General features: G+C 70.6%; 18 protein-coding genes and 1 pseudogene. 9 read left to right on the top strand and 10 right to left on the bottom strand.

Features of this window, described 5'->3' with window-relative positions; translation table 11 throughout:
* Positions 1-165: 165 nt before the first annotated feature.
* A complete protein-coding gene (locus ACGFT1_RS18405; protein ID WP_373910019.1) occupies positions 166-699 on the bottom strand; it encodes a 2'-5' RNA ligase family protein in 534 nt (177 codons plus the stop codon).
* A 416-nt stretch (positions 700-1,115) separates the two neighbouring features.
* Positions 1,116-1,445: a WhiB family transcriptional regulator gene (locus tag ACGFT1_RS18400; protein WP_373910018.1), complete on the bottom strand. Its 330-nt coding sequence runs from the start codon at positions 1,443-1,445 to the stop codon at positions 1,116-1,118.
* Positions 1,446-1,593: 148 nt separating this feature from the next.
* Here ACGFT1_RS18400 and ACGFT1_RS18395 point away from each other — a divergent pair.
* From ACGFT1_RS18395 to ACGFT1_RS18375, 5 genes and pseudogenes are all read left to right on the top strand, one after another.
* A pseudogene (locus ACGFT1_RS18395) lies at positions 1,594-1,773 on the top strand (hypothetical protein); the annotation flags it as partial.
* 177 nt (positions 1,774-1,950) lie between these two features.
* Positions 1,951-3,165 carry an ROK family transcriptional regulator gene (locus tag ACGFT1_RS18390; protein ID WP_373910017.1) on the top strand — a complete coding sequence of 405 codons (1,215 nt, stop codon included), beginning with the start codon at positions 1,951-1,953 and terminating at the stop codon, positions 3,163-3,165.
* A 479-nt stretch (positions 3,166-3,644) separates the two neighbouring features.
* Positions 3,645-3,779: a lasso RiPP family leader peptide-containing protein gene (locus tag ACGFT1_RS18385; protein ID WP_373910016.1), complete on the top strand. Its 135-nt coding sequence runs from the start codon at positions 3,645-3,647 to the stop codon at positions 3,777-3,779.
* 8 nt (positions 3,780-3,787) lie between these two features.
* Complete coding sequence (locus tag ACGFT1_RS18380) at positions 3,788-5,680, top strand: albusnodin/ikarugamycin family macrolactam cyclase (RefSeq protein ID WP_373910015.1); 1,893 nt, start codon at positions 3,788-3,790, stop codon at positions 5,678-5,680.
* Positions 5,677-6,537 (top strand): lasso peptide biosynthesis B2 protein, encoded by an 861-nt coding sequence (locus ACGFT1_RS18375; RefSeq protein WP_373910014.1) that lies wholly within the window; start codon positions 5,677-5,679, stop codon positions 6,535-6,537. Before ACGFT1_RS18380 ends, ACGFT1_RS18375 begins: the two co-directional genes overlap by 4 nt.
* A gap of 180 nt (positions 6,538-6,717) precedes the next feature.
* Here ACGFT1_RS18375 and ACGFT1_RS18370 read toward each other — a convergent pair whose 3' ends face one another.
* The gene (locus ACGFT1_RS18370) at positions 6,718-6,876 is read right to left on the bottom strand and encodes a hypothetical protein (RefSeq protein WP_373910013.1); all 159 of its coding nucleotides are present in this window, start codon (positions 6,874-6,876) and stop codon (positions 6,718-6,720) included.
* Between the two features lie 569 nt (positions 6,877-7,445).
* Positions 7,446-8,255: a formate/nitrite transporter family protein gene (locus ACGFT1_RS18365; RefSeq protein WP_373910012.1), complete on the bottom strand. Its 810-nt coding sequence runs from the start codon at positions 8,253-8,255 to the stop codon at positions 7,446-7,448.
* Between the two features lie 319 nt (positions 8,256-8,574).
* On the opposite strand from ACGFT1_RS18365, the gene ACGFT1_RS18360 reads away from it, so the two are divergent.
* Positions 8,575-9,210: a LysE family translocator gene (locus tag ACGFT1_RS18360; RefSeq protein ID WP_373910011.1), complete on the top strand. Its 636-nt coding sequence runs from the start codon at positions 8,575-8,577 to the stop codon at positions 9,208-9,210.
* A 159-nt stretch (positions 9,211-9,369) separates the two neighbouring features.
* On the opposite strand, the gene ACGFT1_RS18355 is transcribed toward ACGFT1_RS18360, so the two are convergent.
* A complete protein-coding gene (locus tag ACGFT1_RS18355) occupies positions 9,370-10,092 on the bottom strand; it encodes a response regulator transcription factor (RefSeq protein ID WP_373910010.1) in 723 nt (240 codons plus the stop codon).
* Positions 10,093-10,319: 227 nt separating this feature from the next.
* On the opposite strand from ACGFT1_RS18355, the gene ACGFT1_RS18350 reads away from it, so the two are divergent.
* The 3 genes from ACGFT1_RS18350 to ACGFT1_RS18340 all read left to right on the top strand — a co-directional run bounded on the left by ACGFT1_RS18350 (position 10,320) and on the right by ACGFT1_RS18340 (position 13,162).
* The gene (locus ACGFT1_RS18350) at positions 10,320-11,867 is read left to right on the top strand and encodes a tryptophan halogenase family protein (RefSeq protein ID WP_373910009.1); all 1,548 of its coding nucleotides are present in this window, start codon (positions 10,320-10,322) and stop codon (positions 11,865-11,867) included.
* A 232-nt stretch (positions 11,868-12,099) separates the two neighbouring features.
* On the top strand, positions 12,100-12,675 hold the full coding sequence (locus ACGFT1_RS18345) for a flavin reductase family protein (RefSeq protein WP_373910008.1): 576 nt from the start codon (positions 12,100-12,102) through the stop codon (positions 12,673-12,675).
* Position 12,676: 1 nt separating this feature from the next.
* The gene (locus ACGFT1_RS18340) at positions 12,677-13,162 is read left to right on the top strand and encodes an aminoacyl-tRNA deacylase (protein ID WP_373910007.1); all 486 of its coding nucleotides are present in this window, start codon (positions 12,677-12,679) and stop codon (positions 13,160-13,162) included.
* A gap of 82 nt (positions 13,163-13,244) precedes the next feature.
* Here the strand turns inward: ACGFT1_RS18340 and ACGFT1_RS18335 are convergent, their stop codons facing one another.
* The 5 genes from ACGFT1_RS18335 to ACGFT1_RS18315 are packed head-to-tail and all read right to left on the bottom strand — an operon-like array spanning position 13,245 to position 19,142.
* Entirely contained in the window at positions 13,245-14,447 is a 1,203-nt protein-coding gene (locus ACGFT1_RS18335) for an NAD(P)/FAD-dependent oxidoreductase (protein WP_373910006.1), read from the bottom strand.
* Positions 14,437-15,435: an L-tyrosine 3-hydroxylase gene (locus ACGFT1_RS18330; RefSeq protein WP_373910005.1), complete on the bottom strand. Its 999-nt coding sequence runs from the start codon at positions 15,433-15,435 to the stop codon at positions 14,437-14,439. Before ACGFT1_RS18330 ends, ACGFT1_RS18335 begins: the two co-directional genes overlap by 11 nt.
* Positions 15,432-15,932 (bottom strand): VOC family protein, encoded by a 501-nt coding sequence (locus ACGFT1_RS18325; RefSeq protein ID WP_373910004.1) that lies wholly within the window; start codon positions 15,930-15,932, stop codon positions 15,432-15,434. Before ACGFT1_RS18325 ends, ACGFT1_RS18330 begins: the two co-directional genes overlap by 4 nt.
* Before the next feature lie 23 nt (positions 15,933-15,955).
* Positions 15,956-17,761, bottom strand: coding sequence for a gamma-glutamyltransferase family protein (locus ACGFT1_RS18320; protein ID WP_373910003.1), 1,806 nt, complete (start codon positions 17,759-17,761; stop codon positions 15,956-15,958).
* A gap of 13 nt (positions 17,762-17,774) precedes the next feature.
* Positions 17,775-19,142, bottom strand: a complete 1,368-nt coding sequence (locus tag ACGFT1_RS18315) for a TrpB-like pyridoxal phosphate-dependent enzyme (protein WP_373910002.1) — start codon at positions 19,140-19,142, stop codon at positions 17,775-17,777.
* Between the last annotated feature and the right edge of the window lie 114 nt (positions 19,143-19,256).

Genomic DNA, 19,256 nt, shown 5'->3' with positions numbered 1-19,256 from the left:
CCGTGCCGACGCGAGCTGTGTCCCGGCCGGCCGATACCTGGACCCGTGTGCGTCACTCTCACCCTCGCGCTGCCCTCAGAGCCGCTCCCCCTCTCTGCCTCTCTGCCTCTCTGACTCTCTGCGCGGCATGGTCGCACACCGCACTGTCGCGGTGATCGGCGCGGCTCAGGCGTGGGGCTTCAGCACTTCCAGGGCGCCGGTCCGGGTGTCGTAGCTGCGCAGGGTGGTGAGCCGGACCGACAGTGGTGGCGCCGGCAGCAGCTCAGGGACCCGCCGGTCGGCGAAGGCACCGGCCCGCCGGGACCGGCCGAGAGTGACGTGCGGGCTCCAGCGTCCAGGTTCGTGGAAGGGGCTGAGGGTCTCGGGCGGGCTGTCCGAGGCGACCGCCTCCCACACCCGGCGGTGCAGACCGGCCAGCGCCGGGTCGAGGTCCAGCGCCCAGGCGAGCACCGAGGTGGGTCGCTCGAAACGGACCACGCCGGTGAACCGCACCGGCAGCGGCAGGGCGGCGGCCACCTCGGCGAGCTCCCAGCGGATCGGGGCGGTCAGCTCCGGGCAGGCGGCCAGGGTGAGGTGCGGGCTGTTGGTCGGTGAACGGTGACGCGCCTGACTCGGCAGCCCCGCGTCCGCGAGCCGCCGCCAGGCCTCCCGGACCGCCAGCTCTGCCGCCTCGTCCAACAGGAGCTCGACCGTGCGCACCGCCGTAGCCTACCGGCGATCGGCTGCGGTCCCCTCGTCGGCCGGGCCGTCGGGCGGAGGCTCGGCGGAGCCCCTCGGCCGGTTCCCTCGATGGCGGTCCGGCCGCATGTCCGCGTCCTCGCCCCACCTGGGCTGGTGACCCGACGCCACATGTCCGCACCGTCGCGTCCGCTCGGGTCCATCGTCAGGAGATCTTCATGAAGACCCGAGAGGGGCGGCCGGTGGGACGTCCGTCCTCGCCGGACTCCATGACCGCCCTGCCGGCATCGACCCCGCACACGTTCACGTCCCCGCCGCAGCACCAGGAGCGCGGCCTCGACAACGTCCACTGTCACGTCGCCGACGGCACCGCCGGCTTCGTACCTCGTCGTCGTCCGCCCCGATGCGAGCGCTACCGGGCTGGCGCAGGGCGCTGTTCAGGCGGTCCGCTTGCGCTCCGTGGCCTGGATCGGGAGTGGTCGGCCCGGGCTCACGTGCTCGGTGCGGGCCGTCTCCAGCAGCAGGCGCCAAGAGGTCACCGTCGGGCGGCGGCGCAGCAGACCACGGCGTTCCCGCTCGGTCATGCCTCCCCAAACACCGTGTTCGATACGGTTGTCGAGAGCGTGGGCGAGGCATTCGGTCCGGACCAGGCAGCCGTCGCACAGGGCCTTCGCCCGATTTTGGGCCGCGCCCTCGACGAACAACTCCTCAGGGTCCGCAGTGCGGCACTTCGCCCATGTCTCCCACTCCCGATCGCCCGTTGCCATTGCCGGCTGTCCTCCCGTACGGGTTTCCCCCGCCTGCGGGGGCTTGGTGCAGACCGTATGCCCATGACACGGCAATGATGATCCCCTCCGCAGTTCCAACCCTTACGGGGGACGCCGCCGTTGACAGCGACGGCCACTGGTGCTGTGACCGCGGTCGCGGCCCGAACCGGCCCTGGACTTGTCCGGCCCCCTCGGCGGTGCCGAGGAGAAGACGCTCCACGCCACCCTGGGCGGGCACACCGGTACACCGTGGTTCGAGATGCATGACTGTAGGTTCCGCTGGTGCGCCCTATCGGTCGATCGGGTGCCGCCCTCAAAGCCGGAATGACGTTTTCGGTCAATTCCAATCAGCGTCGTGGATCGTGTTCGGATGTCGGACACCGGACAGCTACATTGATCGTCGTGCCGGCCGAAGACGCCTCTCCTTCAATTCGAAGATCCACCTGCTACCTTCGGTAGGAGAATCGGCCGGTCTGCGGGGGCACGCAACGACCAGGGGGGCGTCATGGCTGACATTCGCGAGTTCTTCAACGGGTTAGCCGGCTCGCCGAAGCGCAATGAGAACCGCCGAAAAGTCCTGCTTGCCATCGCGATCAAGGCCGACACCCAGGTCGGTATCGCCCGCCGCACCCTGCTTTCTCAGGCGACGGTGTCCACCGCGGTCCGGGAACTCGAGAAGGAACGCATGGTGACCGGTGCCCGGGCGGACAGCGGGCGCGCCGGCAAGGTGTGCCTGGCAGCCACGGAGCTGGTCGGTGTGGGCGTGCATCTCGGGTTCAACCATGTCACGGTGGTCGCGCGCCGGCTCGACAGGGATTTCGACACGGTGTCCGTCCGCGTCGACTCGGAAGGGGTGGCCCGGGGCTGGAACCGTGCCAGGCCCGCCGTGCAGGACATGATCCGAGACGCGGTCAGGGAGGCCGGCTGCACCCTGCGTGATGTCTTCTCGCTCGGCATTGCCGTACCCCGGATGATCGATCCGCGTACGAACGAGTTCACGCCGCCCATCCTCCATCCCTGGCACCCCGGCGACAGTCCTGTACGGGACCTGGGGGGTTGGTTGGGCGTCCCCGCCTCCATCGACAACGACGCCAACCTCGGAGCGCTGGCCGAGCAGACGTACAGCCGGCGGGAACACGCTGAGACCGTGGTCTATGTGAAGGTGTCCACCGGCGTCGGAGCCGGGATCATCGTCCACAACAGCCTGCTGCGCGGGCGCGGTGGGATGGCCGGGGAGATCGGTCACCTCACCCTGGAACCGGACGGTGCGATGTGCCAGTGCGGCGGGCGCGGTTGCCTGGAGACCGCGATCGGCGCCGAAGCCCTGGTGCAGCGGGTGCGGCAGTCCCGGCCCAGGGCAGGCGCCGCGGACTTCGAGCACCTGGAGGACGTCATCCGAGCCGCCAAGGAGCACGACCCGGTATGCATGCGGGTGATCAAGGATGCGGGGCGGACGCTCGGTACCGTCCTCGCCCAGCTGTGCAATCTCTTCAACCCGGATGTCGTGGTCGTGGGCGGCCAGCTGACCGAGTGCGAGCTGCTGCTGGAAGGCTGCAGGGAGTCGCTGCACCGCTTCGCACTCCCCGGCGCAGTGGCCGAGAGCTCCGGCTTCGTCCTGGAACTGAGCGAACTGAGGACGAGGGCCGAGGCGCAGGGGGCCCTCGTCCTCGGACTGCGCGGCCTGGAGAGCCCGAGGACCCCGCGCGACCCGGGCCCGTAAGGCCGCGCCGACGCAGGCTCCGGGATGCCGTAGGAGCGCCGACCGCACGGCTTGCGGCGGGTGAGGCGCGGCATTCGAAGCCGGCCGAAGGTCTTTCCAGGGCTCCTTTCTTCAAAATCAACGGTCAGTGGTCGATCCGCCGTTATGGCTGCTCCGAATGGATGGGCCGGATTCATCGAACTGCACGGCCGGCGCGCCGCGGGCTTGGAAAGGGATCACACCGACGCTGTTCACCGTCATGTGCGGTGAGGGGAAAAGGCCTGCTCAGCCGGTGCAGCGACGCTTTCCGGATCCCGGCTGCACCGCCGGCGCACATGGCTACACTGCGGGATGCACTGAGATGGCCAGAAAGCCCGCTTCCCATGTCCAGTTATCCTGACCAGGCAGCCGTGCCCTTGACCCGAGGCGGCCCGATGAGCTACGGCACATTTTCCGAGTATCTGTGCGACCATGCGGCCGATGAAGGGGAGGGAAGTCTTTTGGACGGGACGCCCCTGAGCGAGGACATCCCCTATGCGTCCCCGGTGCTCACCGATCTCGGACACGTCCGCGACGTGACGTTGGGCAGTTCCCCCAACGGCAATGCCGACGCCAACTCCCAGTACTACTGGTAGGAGTCGTCGTGGTCGTCAAGCCCGTCCACCATGGCTCGGCCGGCCCGGCACCGGACAGCGGCGAGCTCACGATCCGCCTTCCGGCCGGCCCGGCCATTGCCGGCATCCTGCCGCCGGGCCCCCGGCTACCGGTCCCGGCGGCACGGGTGTGGCCCGCCGATCCCCGGCTGTGGTCGTGGGGGCCCTGGCATGCCGGAGAGGTGCGCACCGCGGCGCATGCGCGGGTCCGGGTCGTCGCGGTCGGCCAGTGCCTCGCCGACTCCACGCGGATGCGGGACGACCTGAAGCGCTCGGCAGGCGACGGCGACCGGGAGAGGCTGACCCGATGGCCAGGAGCCTACCTGCTGCTGGTGCTGGAGCAGGGCGGGCGCGTCACCGCCTACGCCGACCCGGCCGGTCAGTTTCCGCTCTACTACGCACGGCACAACGGCCGTACGGTGATCTCCACACGCGCCGCCGCCGTGGCCGTCATGACCGGCCGGGAAGGAACCCCGGACACCCTGGCGCTCGCCGCGCACATCGTCTGTCCCGCGGTACCCGAACTCGCCGGGACGCGAACGGGCTTCGCGGGAGTGCACCGGCTGGGTCCCGGCGAAGCACTGCGCGCCGATCCCGCCACCGGCACCCTCACCCGGTCGGCCTACGCGCCACTCGCACCCGACGGTGACGCCTGCATGGAGGACATAGCGCCCCGTCTGCGTACCTCCCTGAAGCAGGCCGTCGCCCTGCGTGCGCGCGACGCCACCCGAACCACCTGCGACTTCAGCGGGGGCATGGACTCCACCTCGCTGGCCTTCCTCGCCGCGGACGTGGTGGACCCGCTGGACGCCTTCGTCTATCACCACCGCGCGGCCCCGGCGGGCGACCTGCACCACGCTCAGCGTCATGCCCGCGAGGCAACCGCCATCCGTCTGCGCCTCACCCAGGGCGGTATCGCATCACTGCCGTACGCCACGGTGAGCGCGCGCGGGCCGGCCGACCAGCCCGATCCCTCCACCGCGATCGTCGCCCGGCTCCGGTTGCGCCTCACGCACATCGCGAGCCGCGGCGGAGGGGTCCACCTGACGGGTGAGGGCGGCGACGCCCTGCTGACAGCGCCGCCCGCGTACCTCGGCGAGATGGCGGCGTGCCGGACAGTGCGCCGGCTCACCCATGACGCCCTCGCCCTCGGCAGACTGCGCCGCGTGTCTCCCGCCAGGATCGCCCACCAGGCCCTGCGCTTGGCCCATACCCCACTCGACCGGGCGCTGCACGACCTGGCCACCCGTCTGGAACGACCCCTCCCGCACCCTCCGCGGTGGCTGGACGCCATCGCCTGGTGGTCGCCCCCCGGGCCGGAGGCCTCGTGGCTGACCCCAAGGGCCCGACGCGAGCTCGCCGAACTGGCTGCCGAGCGCGCCGGGCAGGTGCGCCGCGGCGAGGCGGGGCCGGGTCCGGGCACGCGCGCAGCCCTGTGCGAGTTGAGGAGCTCAGCGAGCCTGCACAGCCAACTCGTGGATGTGGCGAGGCCGTTCGGCGTGTGGCCGCAGGCACCGTTCCTGGACGGCGACGTCGTCCGGGCGTGCATGAGCCTGGCGACGCCCTGGAAGGCGGACCCCTTCGCCGTCAAGCCGCTGCTGCGGGCCGCACTCGCCGGTGCGGTGCCAGACGCCGTTCTGGGCCGACGCACCAAGGGCGCCTACGCGGCCGAGGACTACCTGGGCGTCCGCCGGGCCGCGGCGGACCTCCGTGTACGCCTCGCCCGTTCGCCGCTCGCCGACCTGGGCATCGTGGAGCCGGCGCGGGTGATCGCCGCTCTCGACGGGGCTGTGGACGGCCTTGCCGCTCCCTTTCCCGCGCTCAACCGCCTCCTCGGAGTGGATGTGTGGCTGGGCGGACATTGCGCCGGGGAGGCACGATGACCGGGCTGCGAGTGCCCGATTACGTCCGCGAGAGCCCGGGTGCCCACGGCGGCGCCGTGCTGCTGGACGCCCGTTCGGGTCACTGTTTCGCCATGAATCCCGTGGCGGGACTGCTGTGGCAGGAGTGGCGCCGCAGCCGGGACTTCGAGACCGGCGTACGCGTGACGGCGCGTCGGTTCCCCGGGCCTTGCCAGGACCTGATCCGGGGAGACGCGCGGCAGCTCGCCGATGCTCTCCTCGCCCGCGGCCTCCTGATCACCTGTGCCCCGGGCGGACCGCCGGCGCCGGCCCCCGGTGACAGGTCCGCGACCTGCTCCGGGCAGGGGCCGGCCCACGGCGACGGCGCGGTCACGAGCGTGCGCGGCCCGGTGGACGGCGCGCCTGCTCCGGTCGGTGGGAGGCGTGCCGCCGGCGGAGCGGAGGTGGCCATGGCGGCCGATCCCGCGGCGGATCCGTCCGGAGAGGGCCGTTCGCCCGTCCGGCGCCCCCTGCCCCTGGGGCTGCTCGGTCTCCTGATCGCTCTCGTACTCATCCGGCTGCCCTTTCGCACCCTCCTGCGGATCGTGCGGTGGACGTTGCGCCGTTGGTGCCGGCGGGAGGCTACGGCGGCACAGGCGACGGCGGCCCTGGCCGCGGTACGGCAGGCCGCCGCCCGTTACCCCGGACGTGCCGCCTGTCTCGAGACCTCCCTGGCCTCGCTGGTGCTGCTGGCCCTCAGCAGACACCGGGTGACGTGGTGCATCGGCACGGCCGCCGACCCGTGCCGGTTCCACGCCTGGATCCAGGCCCAGGGAATTCCGATCACGGCTTCCGACGAGCACGGAATCGAGGCTTTCCGCCGTCTTCTCACCACCTGACTTCTTCAAATCTCGACTCCCGCGATAACAACGACGGGGATTACCGGGCAGTTTCAACGGCGATTGCCGAGCCGACGCGGGCAAAGCCTTCGCCCGCCGTCGCCCTGCGCCGGCCTGACATGGCGAAAGGGCGGCCGCCCGCTTCGGCAGCCGCCCCTCCACGAGGGATCTCCACATCCCTCAGATGCGTCCGATCAGCGCGTCAACCGGTGTCGTACCCCCGTGTGCCTGCGCCAGCACGCTCCAGAGCACGAGGACGACGACGATGATGACCATCCGCACCTGCTCGCGTTGCAGTGAGACCGAGCAGCGGGTGGTCATCGTCATCTTGACACCCATGATTCCGTCACCTCTTTTCCGGCGTCGTTCACCGTTGCTCCATCAGTGTTCTCCGCGACCTGTATGAAATCAATCGCGCTTCCCGGGGCTCATGACGGGTACACAGACCCCTTACGGCACCGGGTTGTCGAGACCGGGCATTCAATTCGCAGGAATGGGCACGGCGGCGTCGCCCGCAGAGTTGAGGATCGAACCGAGCAGACGGCTTTCAGGCGTCCCCCGCTCCGGACGGCTCCGCACAGGACCGGTGGGGCCCGGAGCGATCACCCCTGCGGCCGAGCGCCGGCGCCACCGGCGCGGCCCGGGCGTGCCGCGGGCGCCAAATCGAAGGCGGGGCGCTGCCGGACACCCCTTCCGGGGCTCGAATAGACCAGCATGGGGCGCCGTTGGGAGGCGTACGGCGACTTCGCGTGTCACTTTTTCCCTGCATGTGATGCCCATCACATCCACTGGAGCATGCTCGCGCGTGCCGTATCACGGGTCACCGGCCACCCACCGGGAACTTCCGAGTGCCGGTGGCCGGGCGCCGACTCGGCGACCCGGAGCGCGTCACGCCCGTCTCGCAGGTGTCAGCCGCCGGCTTTCACCGACGGGTTGTCATCGGTCAGCACCGGAGCGCTGCGCACGAGGCGCAGTCCCGTCGTCAGCAGGAGACCCCCGACGATGTTGCCGAGGACCGCCCAGGCCAGCCACCGAAGCCAGTCGGTGTAACCGTAGGGCGTCCTGCCGGTGTGCAGGCCGGCGAACGCGATCAGGGAGTCCAGGACCGAGTGCCACAACCCGAGCCCGGCCAGGACGAACGCGGTGGTGATCGATGCGGTGATCTTCCCGGCCATGGACTCGGTGCCGTGATGCATACGGGTCATGAGCGTGATGACGCCGCCGCCCAGCACAGCGAGGCAGAAAGTGCCCAGTGTGTAGCCGCCGTCGACGAAATGCGCGCCCGAAGCAGCCGCGGTGCGGTGCAGGTCCGGGTAGGCCTGCATGACCAGCCAGGTGAACACCCATCCGCCGATCAGGTTCATCACCAGGACCGTCACCCACATGCGCACCAGGTCGAGCCAGGAGGCCGCACCGGCGATGACGGTGGCGACGGGTACGAGAAAGCCTTCCGTGAACAGCTCGCTGTGACCGAGCAGCAAAGCGATGAGCCCCACGGAGAAGGCCAGCCCGGCCAGGAGTGCACTGCCGGTCGCCTGCCGCACGAACAGCAGCGTCATGACCCCGACACCGACGTCGATACCGCCCAGCAGCGAGGTGGCCACCAAGGACGTCCAGGTGCGGTGCAACCGCGGCCGGCCCTCTTCCACGATCCGTTCCGCCGCTTCGGCGACCCGGCGCTCTCCAGGCCCCTGCATGATCGGGTCATCCGGCTGCATGACGGTTCCTCCGGTCTCACGTCTGCAGGGGACATGTCGCCGGTGCCGTGAGACCGGAGTGTCCCCGCAGTGATCTTCGGTGAGACCGCCCCCGGATCCCGTCACCCACGCCGTCCCACCGGGCCGCAGTCCACGGACCCGATCGCTGCGCCCAAACCGTGGGGTCGAGGCGCGGTGCCGAGAGCGAACGGTGGGGCGGCGCTGCCGCCGAGCGGTGCGGCTGGGAAACCGACCATCGAGCGCCGGGCCGCTGCGGCGTCACTCACCGCGTTGGCCGAAACGGCGGAGACGTCGGACTCGTGGTGCGTACGCTGTGGAGGTGATCGGACCAGAGCGTTTGACTGTCTTCCTGACCGTTGTGACCGTGCTGATCGCTGTGCCGGGACCGAGTGTCCTTTTCGTGGTGAGCCGAGGGGTGGCACTGGGCCGGAAGGCCGCTGTGTCGACGGCGGTGGGAAATGAAGCGGGACTGCTCGTTCAGGTGGTGCTGGTGGCGTTCGGGCTGGGGGAAGTGCTTGCCCGTTCCCTCCTGATCTTCTCGATCCTGAAGTTCGCCGGTGCGCTCTACCTCGTCTATCTCGGCGTCCAGGCCTGGCGGCGACGCAAGCTGCTGATGGTGGAGGATCAGACCGTGTCGGCGTCGGCCCGTCCGGGACGGATCTTCCGGGAGGGCTTCATCGTCGGGGTGAGCAATCCCAAGGGACTGCTGATCTTCGGCGCGGTACTGCCGCAGTTCGTCGACGCGTCGGCGGGAAACGCACAGGTGCAGTTGTTGCTACTCGGCCTGATCTGTGTCCTGATCGCGTTGATCTCGGACGCGGCATGGGGCCTCCTCGCTGGAACGGCCCGCAACTGGCTTGCCGGTTCACCACGTCGGCTGTCCTGGATCGGTGGGGCGTCGGGCATCGCGATGGTCGGCCTGGGGGTCCGGCTCGCGTTCAGCGGCCGGGAATGAATCGGGAACGGATCGGGAACGAGCCCGCCCCGCCCCTGCCGGTCAGGGCTCAGGATGCCGCCGGTCACCACGATGTGATCACATCCATGCGACCGAGGCCGTAGTCGGAGCGAGGCGCTGGTCACCGCCGGCGGGATGCGCGCCGGCGCCGTCGTCCGGTCAGCTGGCCCGTTCGGCCCGGGTGAGGCCCAACTCGTACGCGACCGCGACCGCGCTGGCCCGGTTCCGGAGGCCGAGTTTCATGAGCACGTTCTGTACGTGGGTCTTGACCGTACTCTCACTCACCACCAGTTCTCCGGCGATCTCCGCGTTCTTCAGGCCGCGCGCCAGGAGTTTGAGGACCTGCCGCTCGCGGAGTGTGAGCAGGTCGAGCGCCGTGTGGTGGACGGAGTGTCTGCGGGACGGTGCGCGGTCGGGCTCGCCCTGCTCGGGTACGCCGATGCGGTAACCCCCGGAGACGAGTCTGATGGCGGACACCAGGAACGCCGGCTCCTCCCACGCCAGCACCAGCCCCCCGGCACCGAGTTTCTCCGCTTCCGCGTGGATGGGGTTGTTCGCGTCATTGCTCAGCAGGAGCATGCGCGAGACGCCGGCCCCGGCATAGTGGGCGGCCCGGTGCATCAGGTGCACGACGTCGATGGACCGGCAGGCGGTGTTGATCACGAGCACGTCCAACGACGAGTCGAGCGTGGCTTCGAGCGCCGCCGCACTGTCCCGGGCGCTGCCGATGAGAGTGAGGTCGGGGTACGCCCGCAGAACATCGACGAGCCCGGCGTGCACCAGGCTGGAGTCGTCGATCAGGAAGATGCGCAACGGTGCCCGCTTCTCGCCGCCGTCCAGGCCGTCCGATGTTGGATCCCGGTCGGTTCGAGCGTCACGCACGAGGCCCTCCTGTGCCGCGAGCCGCAGCATTGGACCGAATCGAACAAGGCGTCATCCTCTCCCACACCCCCAGTCCGGAGTGCGCGTTTTTTCGCCATATCCGATTGGCAAGTGCGTGAAGGCAGGAATTGGCTATTTCGGCCTAGTCCGTTCGACGCGATGTCCTGCCGCGATCCGTCCGATCTGCCGAAGACGCCGCCCGGCGATCACGCCTAGGGTCACCCGGCATGACACGTAGCGTGGTGATTCTGGGTGGTGGAACGGCTGGGTGGATGACCGCCTCCTACTTACGGGCGGCCTTCGCGGACAGCGTCGACGTCACCGTGGTGGAGTCCCGGCGGATCGGTACCATCGGGGTCGGGGAGGCGACCTTCAGCACGGTCCGCCACTTCTTCGACTACCTCGGTCTCAGCGAGGCCGACTGGATGCCGGAATGCAACGCCACATACAAGCTGGCGGTACGGCTGGAGAACTGGCGGGCGCCTGGCACGTACTTCTACCATCCGTTCGAACGGATGCGGGTCGTCGACGGGGTGCCGCTCACCGACTGGTGGCAGAAGGTCGGCGGGACGGACCGCTTCGACCGGGACTGCTTCCTCATACCCTGGCTCTGCGACGCGAAGGCATCCCCCAGGTACCTGGACCACCGGCTTTTCGAGCAGGATTTCGACGAGGACCCCCACCGCCCCCTCTATCGCACCACGCTCGCCGAGCAGAACACCCAGTTCCCCTACGCCTACCACTTCGACGCCTCCCTCCTCGCCGACTTCCTGAGCCGCTACGCCGTCGAGCGCGGTGTCCGCCGGATCATCGACGACGTCGTGGACGTACGGCTCGACGAGCAGGGCTGGATCGACCACCTCGTCACCCGCGAGCACGGCGACCTGACCGCCGACCTCTACGTGGACTGCTCCGGATTCCGCAGCAGGCTGCTCGGCGAGGCCCTGGAGGAACCGTTCATCTCCTTCCAGGACTCACTCCCCAACGACCGCGCGGTGGCCCTGCGGGTCCCCGTCGACACCGCCGTGCAGGGCATCAGGCCGTGTACCACGGCCACCGCCCAGGAGGCGGGATGGATCTGGACCATCCCGCTGCTCGACAGGATCGGCACCGGATACGTCTACGCAGCCGACTACTGCGAACCCGAGGAGGCGGAGCGCCTCCTGCGCGACTTCGTCGGACCCGCGGCCGCGGACCTGGAAGCCAACCACATCCGCATGCGGATCGGCCGCTCCAACCGGGCCTGGGTGAACAACTGCGTGGGTATCGGGCTGTCCGCCGGATTCGTCGAGCCGCTCCAGTCGACGGGGATCTTCCTCATCCAGCACGCGATCGAACAGCTCGTCAGGTACTTCCCCGGCACGAACCGCGACCCGGTGCTGCGCGACACCTACAACCTCAGCACGGCGAGGGCCGTCGAGGGCGTTCGTGAGTTCCTGATCCTGCACTACCGGGGCGCCGCCCGCGTGAACAACGACTACTGGCGCGACGCGAAGAAGCGCCCGCTGCCCGACGACATGGCGGTGCGCCTGGAACAGTGGACGAGCAGACTCCCCGACAACAACACCACCTACCCCTACTACCACGCCTTCGAGCCCTACAGCTACGTCTGCATGGCCCTCGGGCTCGGCGGCCTCCCGCTGCGTCACCCGCCCGCGCTGGACCTCGTCGACACCCGCGCGGCGCGGCACGAGCTGACCCGGGTACGGCAGCAGGCGCGCAAGCTCGTGGAGACGCTGCCCAGCCAGGTGGAGTACCTCTCAGGGCTGCGCTGATGACGGTCGTCCCCCGGTCCCCGGCGGCGCTGCCCGTGGTGCCGGCCCTGCTCCGGCCGGCCCGCCGGGCGGTGGCGCCGGTACGCCGGCCACCGCTGACCGGGGAGATCGCCCTCGGCCGGGTCCCGGTGGCGTCGGTGACCACGGTCGTCACCGGCCCGCTGCCGGCGTTTCGCGGTCCGGTGCCCCGCCGCCGGAGCACCGCCACGGCGCGTGTCCCAGGAGCTGTTCCATGACGGGACCTGACGCGGCAACTCAGGACACGACCGCGGATGAGGAGGGATTCAGGGCCCTGATGTCCCTGTTCCCCACCGGCGTTGCGGTGATCGGTGCCCTCGACACGGTCGGTCGGCCCTGGGGCATGACCTGCTCGTCGCTGTGCAGCGTCTCCCTCAGCCCGCCCACACTGCTGGTGTGCGTGCGCAGCGGCAGCCCCACGCTGGACGCCCTGAAGAGCACCGGGGGGTTCAGCGTCAACCTGCTGCATCACTCCGCCCGGGACGTCGCGGAACTGTTCGCCTCCGGTGACCCGGACCGCTTCCGGCGGACGGCGTGGCATCTGCCCGGCACGGCGGCCGGCCCTCATCTGCGGGACGCCGCGCACGCCGTGGGCGACTGCCGGGTCGACGGCGTGCGGCAGGTCGGGGACCACACCGTGGTCTTCGGCCGTGTGACCCGGGTGAGCGTCGGCACCGGACCCGCACGGGCCCCGCTGCTGTACGGGTTGCGGCGGTATGCCGCATGGCCGTCGGCCAGTAGCGTGGCTGAGCCCGGCCGGGACCGGCCGGGCTCAGCCGACGAGGAGTGAGATGTCGCAGCCCGTGGAGCCCACCCGTGTCCTGTCGCCCGAGGAGGTGCTCCGCAGATCCGGAGTGCCGTTCACGGTCCTCGACCACGTTCCCATCGTGGGGCGTCAGGACGCCGAGACCAAACTCGGCCTCGCCACCGAGCAGTTACTGAAGACCATGGTCTTCAGGACCGCCGACGGCGGCTTCGTGCTCGCCGCCCTGCCCGTGACCGGCCGCGTCAACTACGGCCGGCTGGCCCGGGCCGCGGGCGTGTCCCGCTCCAAGCTGCGGCAGGCCGAGCCCGGGGAGCTGAGCCTGCTGGGCATGGAACCGGGCGGCGCGAGCCCGGTGTGCGGCGTGGCGGACGCCGTGATCGTCTTTGACGCGTCGGTGACGCGCATGGACATCGTGTACTGCGGCAGCGGACGTGCCGACCGGACCGTACGGGTGCAGGCCGGGCGCCTGATCGAGGTGGTGAATCCGAGGATCGAGGAACTCTCCTCGTGAACCGGGAAGGCGGTGTGTGCCGGGACGGCCGGACCACACCGCCCTCCGTATCTCCGTATCTCCGTATCTCCGTGTGCCCGGGTCAGCCGTGCCGGTCCCGCAGGCCGTCGAACCGCTCCGGGGCGAACGGCTCGGCGCCCGCCGGACAGCGCCCGGCCATCAGGTACTCCGTCAGCAGCCGGGCCGTCCCGGGCGCCAACGGCATGCCGTCGATGCCGAAGCCGGTGAGCAGCCACAGCCCCGGGGCCCCGGGCGCCGGGCCGACGACGGGCAGGCCGTCGGGGGACATCGGGCGCACACCCGACCACGCCGCGCGCACCGGTGCCCCGGCCAGCACCGGGGCGTGCCGGACCGCCGCCGCCGCGATCATCGGGACCGCCTCCTCACCGTCCCGTATGTCGTCGAGCTGTAGCGCCGGGCCGCTGCTGGAGCCGAGCACGACCTCCCCGCTCGGCAACGGCTGCAAGGAGAAGACGACCTGGGCGCCTCCCGCCGGCGTGGGCGCGGCGACGTCGGCCAGCGACGGCGGTCCGTTGCGCTTCAGCCCGACCGGGCCGTGCCAGGTGGACTGCATGAGCGTGTGGCGGAACACCGCACCCGTGACCGGCGCGGTGCGCAGCAGCCAGCCACGTGCTCCGAAGACCGGCACGTCGGTGCCGGCCTGCTGGACCAGGCTCCGCGACCAGGGTCCGGCCGCGAGGACCACCGCGCCCGCGGCCAGCGGGCCGCCGTCCGTGACCACACCGGCGACCCGCTCACCGTCCGTCAACAGCCCCCGGACCGTCGTGTGCGTGCGGATCTCGGCGCCCGCACGGGCGGCCCGGGCGGCCAGGGCCGCGGCCGCCAGGACCGGGTGCAGAGCGTGCGCCCCCTCGACCACCACCGCGCCCGCCAGGTCGGGGGCGAGGCCGGGCTCCAGTTCCCGCAGTTCACGGGGACTGATCCGGTGGGCCGGGAACCCGCCTTCGGACAGCGCCCGGCCGTGGCCTCGCGCCCGGTCCATGCCGTCTTCGTCCGCCGCGACCAGCAGGTAGCCGTGCGGACGGAACCGGAAGGGCACCTCGCTCTCCCGGTCGGCCTGTGCGTAGTAGGCGACCGCCTCGGCGAACAGGCCACCGCAGGCGGGCAACGGGCTCGGCAGCAGACCGCCCTGGTTGCGGCCGGTCGCACCGCCGGCCAGGGCGCCGCGCTCCAGGAGGAGCACGCTCAGCCCCCGCTCGGCCAGCCGCTCGGCGGCGGCGCAGCCTGCGATGCCGCCGCCGACCACGATCACGTCATGCGCCATGGCATCCGCTTCCTTCCATCGAGTGCTCGGCCGTGCGGGTGGAGGAAGAGGGGAGGGTGCGTTCGGGGGAGGAACGCCGTACGAAGTCGCGGGCGATGTTCCCGAGGAGCTCCGGGACGGCAGGCTCGATCTCCTCGATCTGGGGCGCCCGCAGCGCCTCCGGCCTCTCGGCTCGGCTGGAGGCGGACGCCGGGTACAGGCCGTTGGCCGCCAGATCGTCCCGCACCGCCCTCAGCCGGCGCAGGAGTTGTGCGGCGACCTCCTCGGGGGCGCAGGGTGCGCGCAGAGTGAGGAAATAGGTGTCGAACAGGGCCGCCCGGACGTCGCGTGGCAAGGGACGGCAGGTGCCCGTGGCCGACTGGAGCAGCGAGGGTGCGTCCGGCACCAACTTGGCGGCGATGCCCTCGTGCACCCTCTCGTTGAGGGCGCACTCCTCGCTGAGTGCGTCGGACCGGCCGTCCCGGGCAGCGGGGAGCCGGCCCCGTAGCAGTGCCCGCACGGGCCCGTAGTCGCGGGCCCAGGCGCCGCTGAAGGCGGGGTGGTGCAGCGCCATGCTCGGCCTGATGATCCGGAGGTAGACGTCCCGTGTGCAGGAGGCCGTGTAGAGCAGCATGGCGGAGTAGCCGCGTACCAGGCGCCCCATCGGGGCCGCGTCGTCCGGCGGCGCGGCGACGGCTGCCTCGGCGGCCCGCCGTCCCAGCTCCTGCCAGAGCATGAAGGTGACTTGGTGGCCGGTGATCCACCGGAACCAGAACAACCGCTCCGCGGAGTCGGCGGCAACCGGAGCGTTCGAGGACTCGGCACCCGGGCCCGGGCCCGGTCCCTGGCCGAGGAGCTCCGCATACTGTCGCATCAGCTGTCCGTCGGCGTCGCAGCGCACCGGGTCGGGAGGCAGCATCAGGGGTTCGAGCCCGTAGGCCCGGCCGCCGTACTCGGGGACGAAGGCTTCCAGCTGACCGATGGGCGAGTTGGCGTCCAGCGCGCTCACCGGCCCTCGGCCTCCGCCGGTATGTGGGTGAACTCGTACTCCAGCCCGTTGACGTCGTAGGCGTAGAAACTGCTCACCCCGTCGTCGTCCACGACGATGTCCGTAGGGGGTTCCGGGCGGGCGAAGACGTAGGCGCCCGAGGCGAAGAGCTGTTGCCAGCGGTCCCGCCACTGTTGCAGTTCCGGGACGGACGCGGCGGTCATGCACACGTGCTGGAACTGGAGGGTGTCCGGGTGCGGCGGAGCGTAGGCGGCCGAACGGGTGAACACATGGAACCGGGTACCCGCGGCCGTCACCTCGGTCAGCCGGGTGATGCCGGGCAGTCGTTCGCGGGTCAGGTCGGAGAAGGTGTCGAGGGTCCAGGCGGCGGTGCCGCCGAAGAAATCGGTGTACCAGGCGACGCAGTTGTCCAGGTCGGCCGTTTCGACCGCCAGATGGTGCAGTGCGGCCCGTGGGGGGCGGCCGGGCGGTTTCGTTTCGTCCGCGGGGAGAGACACGGGTGCGGATCCTTTCGAGGGGTTCATCGAGCGATCGCGTACGCCTGCTCGCCGCGCGGCGAAGCAGCGGCGAGCAGCAGCCCGTCGCCGGGGTCGACGCCCACGGCGCACACCTTTCCCAGCGACCAGTCAGGAACGGACACGAGGATGTGCCCGCGGCGGGTCAGGCCCGAGGCCGCCTCGTCCGGACGACGGCTCTCGATCCGTACGGCGAGCGGCCGGTGCGTGCGGGGGGTGAACGAGGACGGGACATGCTCGGAGTGGAAGGCGAGGGTCTCGACGGCGCGTTGCAGATCGAGTCCGAAGTCGACGTGTGCCAGGAAGAAGCCCAGAGTCCACTGGTCCTGCTGGTCGCCGCCCGGTGTGCCGAACGCCAACCGGGCCCGGCCCTCCTGGGTGACGAGAGTGGGACTCAGCGTGGTACGGGGTCTCTTCCCCGGTGCCAGGGAGTTGGGGTGCCCCTCCTCCAGCCAGGCCATCTGGCCCCGCGTGCCCAGCGGGAAGCCGAGACCGGGGACTACGGGGGAACTCTTCAGCCAGCCGCCGCTGGGGGTGGCGGCCACCATGTTGCCGTGCCGGTCGGTGACCGTCAGACAGCACGTGTCGCCGCGTGCCTCGGTCGCCGCCAGGACAGGGGGTACCACCGTGGGCAGCCCGTCGTACAACTGCCGCTGCCAGTGGGGGCCGACGGGTGGATCCGCCCGGTCCAGCGGCAGGATGCGCGGCGGCCGGCCCGCCGGGGCGCCGGGGCGCAAGGTGTCGGAGGCCAGGTCGCCGACGAGCCTGCGGCGGCCGTCGGTGTAGTCGTCGGCCAGGAGCGCGGCCAGGGGTACGTCGGTGAAGTCCGGGTCGCCGTACCAGGCTTCCCGGTCCGCGTAGGCCAGCTTGGCGCACTCGATCACGGTGTGCAGATGGTCGGCGCTGTCCAGACCCATCACCGCGAGGTCGAATCCCTCCAGCAGGGCGAGCTGCTGGAGGAAGACCGGGCCCTGCGACCACGGGCCGGGCTTGTGCACCTCCAGACCTCGGTGGCCGCGGCTCACCGTGGCCTCCGTACGCGGCTTCCAGCGGGCCATGTCGTCCCCGGTGAGCAGCCCCCGGTGACGCCGTCCGGTCGAATCCAGTACGTCGGTGCCCCGCAGGTGGGCATCGATGGCCTCGGCGACGAAGCCACCGTAGAACGCCTGGTGGGCAGCGCGTATCTGCTGCTCACGGCCGGGTCCGGCGGCTTCGGCCTCCTTGAGGATCCGCCGGTAGGTCTCGGCCAGCGCCACGTTGCGCAGCCGGGAACGTGGACGGGGCGGTGCGCCGTCCACCAGGTAGGTGCGTCCGGACTCCGCCCACTCGCCGCGGAAGAGCTCCGCCAGAACCGCGATGGCCTCGGCGGCCTTCGGCAGCACCGGATAGCCGTGCGCCGCGTAGCCGATGGCGTGGTGGAGAACCTGGCCGAGGCGCATCGTGCCGTGCTCCTCCAGCACCTTCAGCCAGGCCCCGAACGCCCCGGGGACGGTGGCCGGGAGCACCCCCGAGCCGGGGATCCGGGACAGGCCGAGCGCCCGGAACGCCGCAGGCGTGGCCGCCTGCGGCATCGGGCCCTGTCCGCAGATCACCTGGGCACGGCCCGAGGCGGCTTCGAAGAAGAGAATAGGCACATCACCGCCCGGCCCGTTCAAATGGGGCTCGACCACCTGCAGGACGAAGCCGGCGGCGACGGCGGCGTCGAAGGCGTTCCCGCCGGCCTCCAGCGTGGCCATACCTGCCGCCGATGCCAGCCAGTGGGTCGAGGACACAGCGCCGAAGGTGCCCCGCAGCTCGGGACGCGTCGTCACCACCCCAGCCCCCTCAGACCGACGAGGCGGGCGACGGGAGGGCGCTCAGGCTCTGCGCGAGCTGCTCGTCGGTGACCGACGGGTTCTCCATCGTGCCGGCCAGGAAGGAATCGAAGGCAGCCAGGTCGAAATTGCCGTGCCCGGAGATGTTGAACAGGACGACCCGCTCCTGTCCGGCCTCGCGAGCGGCCAGTGCTTCCACGATCGCCGCCTTCAACCCGTGCGACGACTCGGGAGCTATGACGAAGCCCTCGCTGCGCGCGAAGCTCACCGCCGCGTCGAAGACGTCCGTCTGCGCGAACGCCCGGGCCTCCAGCACACCGTGCTCCTTGAGCAGGCACAGGCTGGGCGCGTCACCGTGGTACCGCAGGCCGCCGGCGTGGATGGAACCGGGGATGAAGTCGTGCCCGAGGGTGTGCATGTACAACGGCGGGGTAAGGCCCGCGGTGTCCGGGTAGTCGTAGGCCAGCTTGCCCCGGGTGAGAGTGGGGCAGGCATCGGGCTCGGCGGCGACGAACCGGGTCTGCGGGCGCTCGCCGCTGAGCCGGTCCCGCATGAACGGGTAGGCGAGGCCGGCGTAGTTGGAGCCGCCGCCCACGCACCCGATCACGACGTCGGGGTACTCCCCCATGATCTCCATCTGCTTCTTCGCCTCCAGACCGATCACGGTCTGGTGCAGCAGCACGTTGTTCATGATGGAGCCCAGCGCGAACTTGGTGTCGTCCCGGCTCAGCGCGTCGGCCACGGCCTCACTGATCGCGATGCCGATACTGCCGGGCGAGTCCGGGTTCTCCGCCAGGATCCGGCGACCGGCTTCGGTCCGCTGCGTGGGCGAGGAGTAGACCTCGGCACCCCAGCTCCGCATCAGCGACTTGCGGTAGGGCTTCTGCTCGAAGGACGCCCGGACCATGTAGACGTTCACCTCGAGCCCGAACAGCGCACCGGCGAACGACAGCGCGGAGCCCCACTGGCCCGCCCCGGTCTCCGTCGTCAGCCGGCTAACCCCCTCCTCCGCGGCGTAGTACGCCTGGACGACGGCGGTGTTCGGTTTGTGGGAGCCCGACGGGGACACGCCCTCGAACTTGAAGTAGATGTGCGCCGGAGTGTCGAGCGCGCGCTCCAGGCGCTCGGCCCGGACCAGCGGGGAGGGCCGCCAGATCTTGTACACGTCCCGCACCCGGTCGGGGATCTCCACCCAGCGCTCCTGCGTGAATTCGTGATCGATGACCTTCCGCGGAAGCAGATCGGCCAGATCACCCGGCTGAAGCGGGGCCATGGTCAGTGGGTTGAGCGGACCGGGGAGCGGGGCGGGCAGATCGGGAAGGATGTTGTACCAATGGTCGGGCAGATCGGTCTCGGAAAGCAGAACTCGCTTCACCATCGGGCTTCCCTTCGAGTGACCGGACATTCTTGCCATGGAATCCTAGGAGGGAGAAAGCCGGACAGCGTCGCCTTTTCTGCTTGTTCGGTGAGATGACGGTCGGCAGATGGGACT

Source organism: Streptomyces sp. Y20, from assembly GCF_043195475.1.
Taxonomy (GTDB): Bacteria; Actinomycetota; Actinomycetes; order Streptomycetales; family Streptomycetaceae; genus Streptomyces.
Note: the sequence above shows the minus strand (reverse complement) of the source record. Positions and strands in the feature narration are given on the sequence as shown.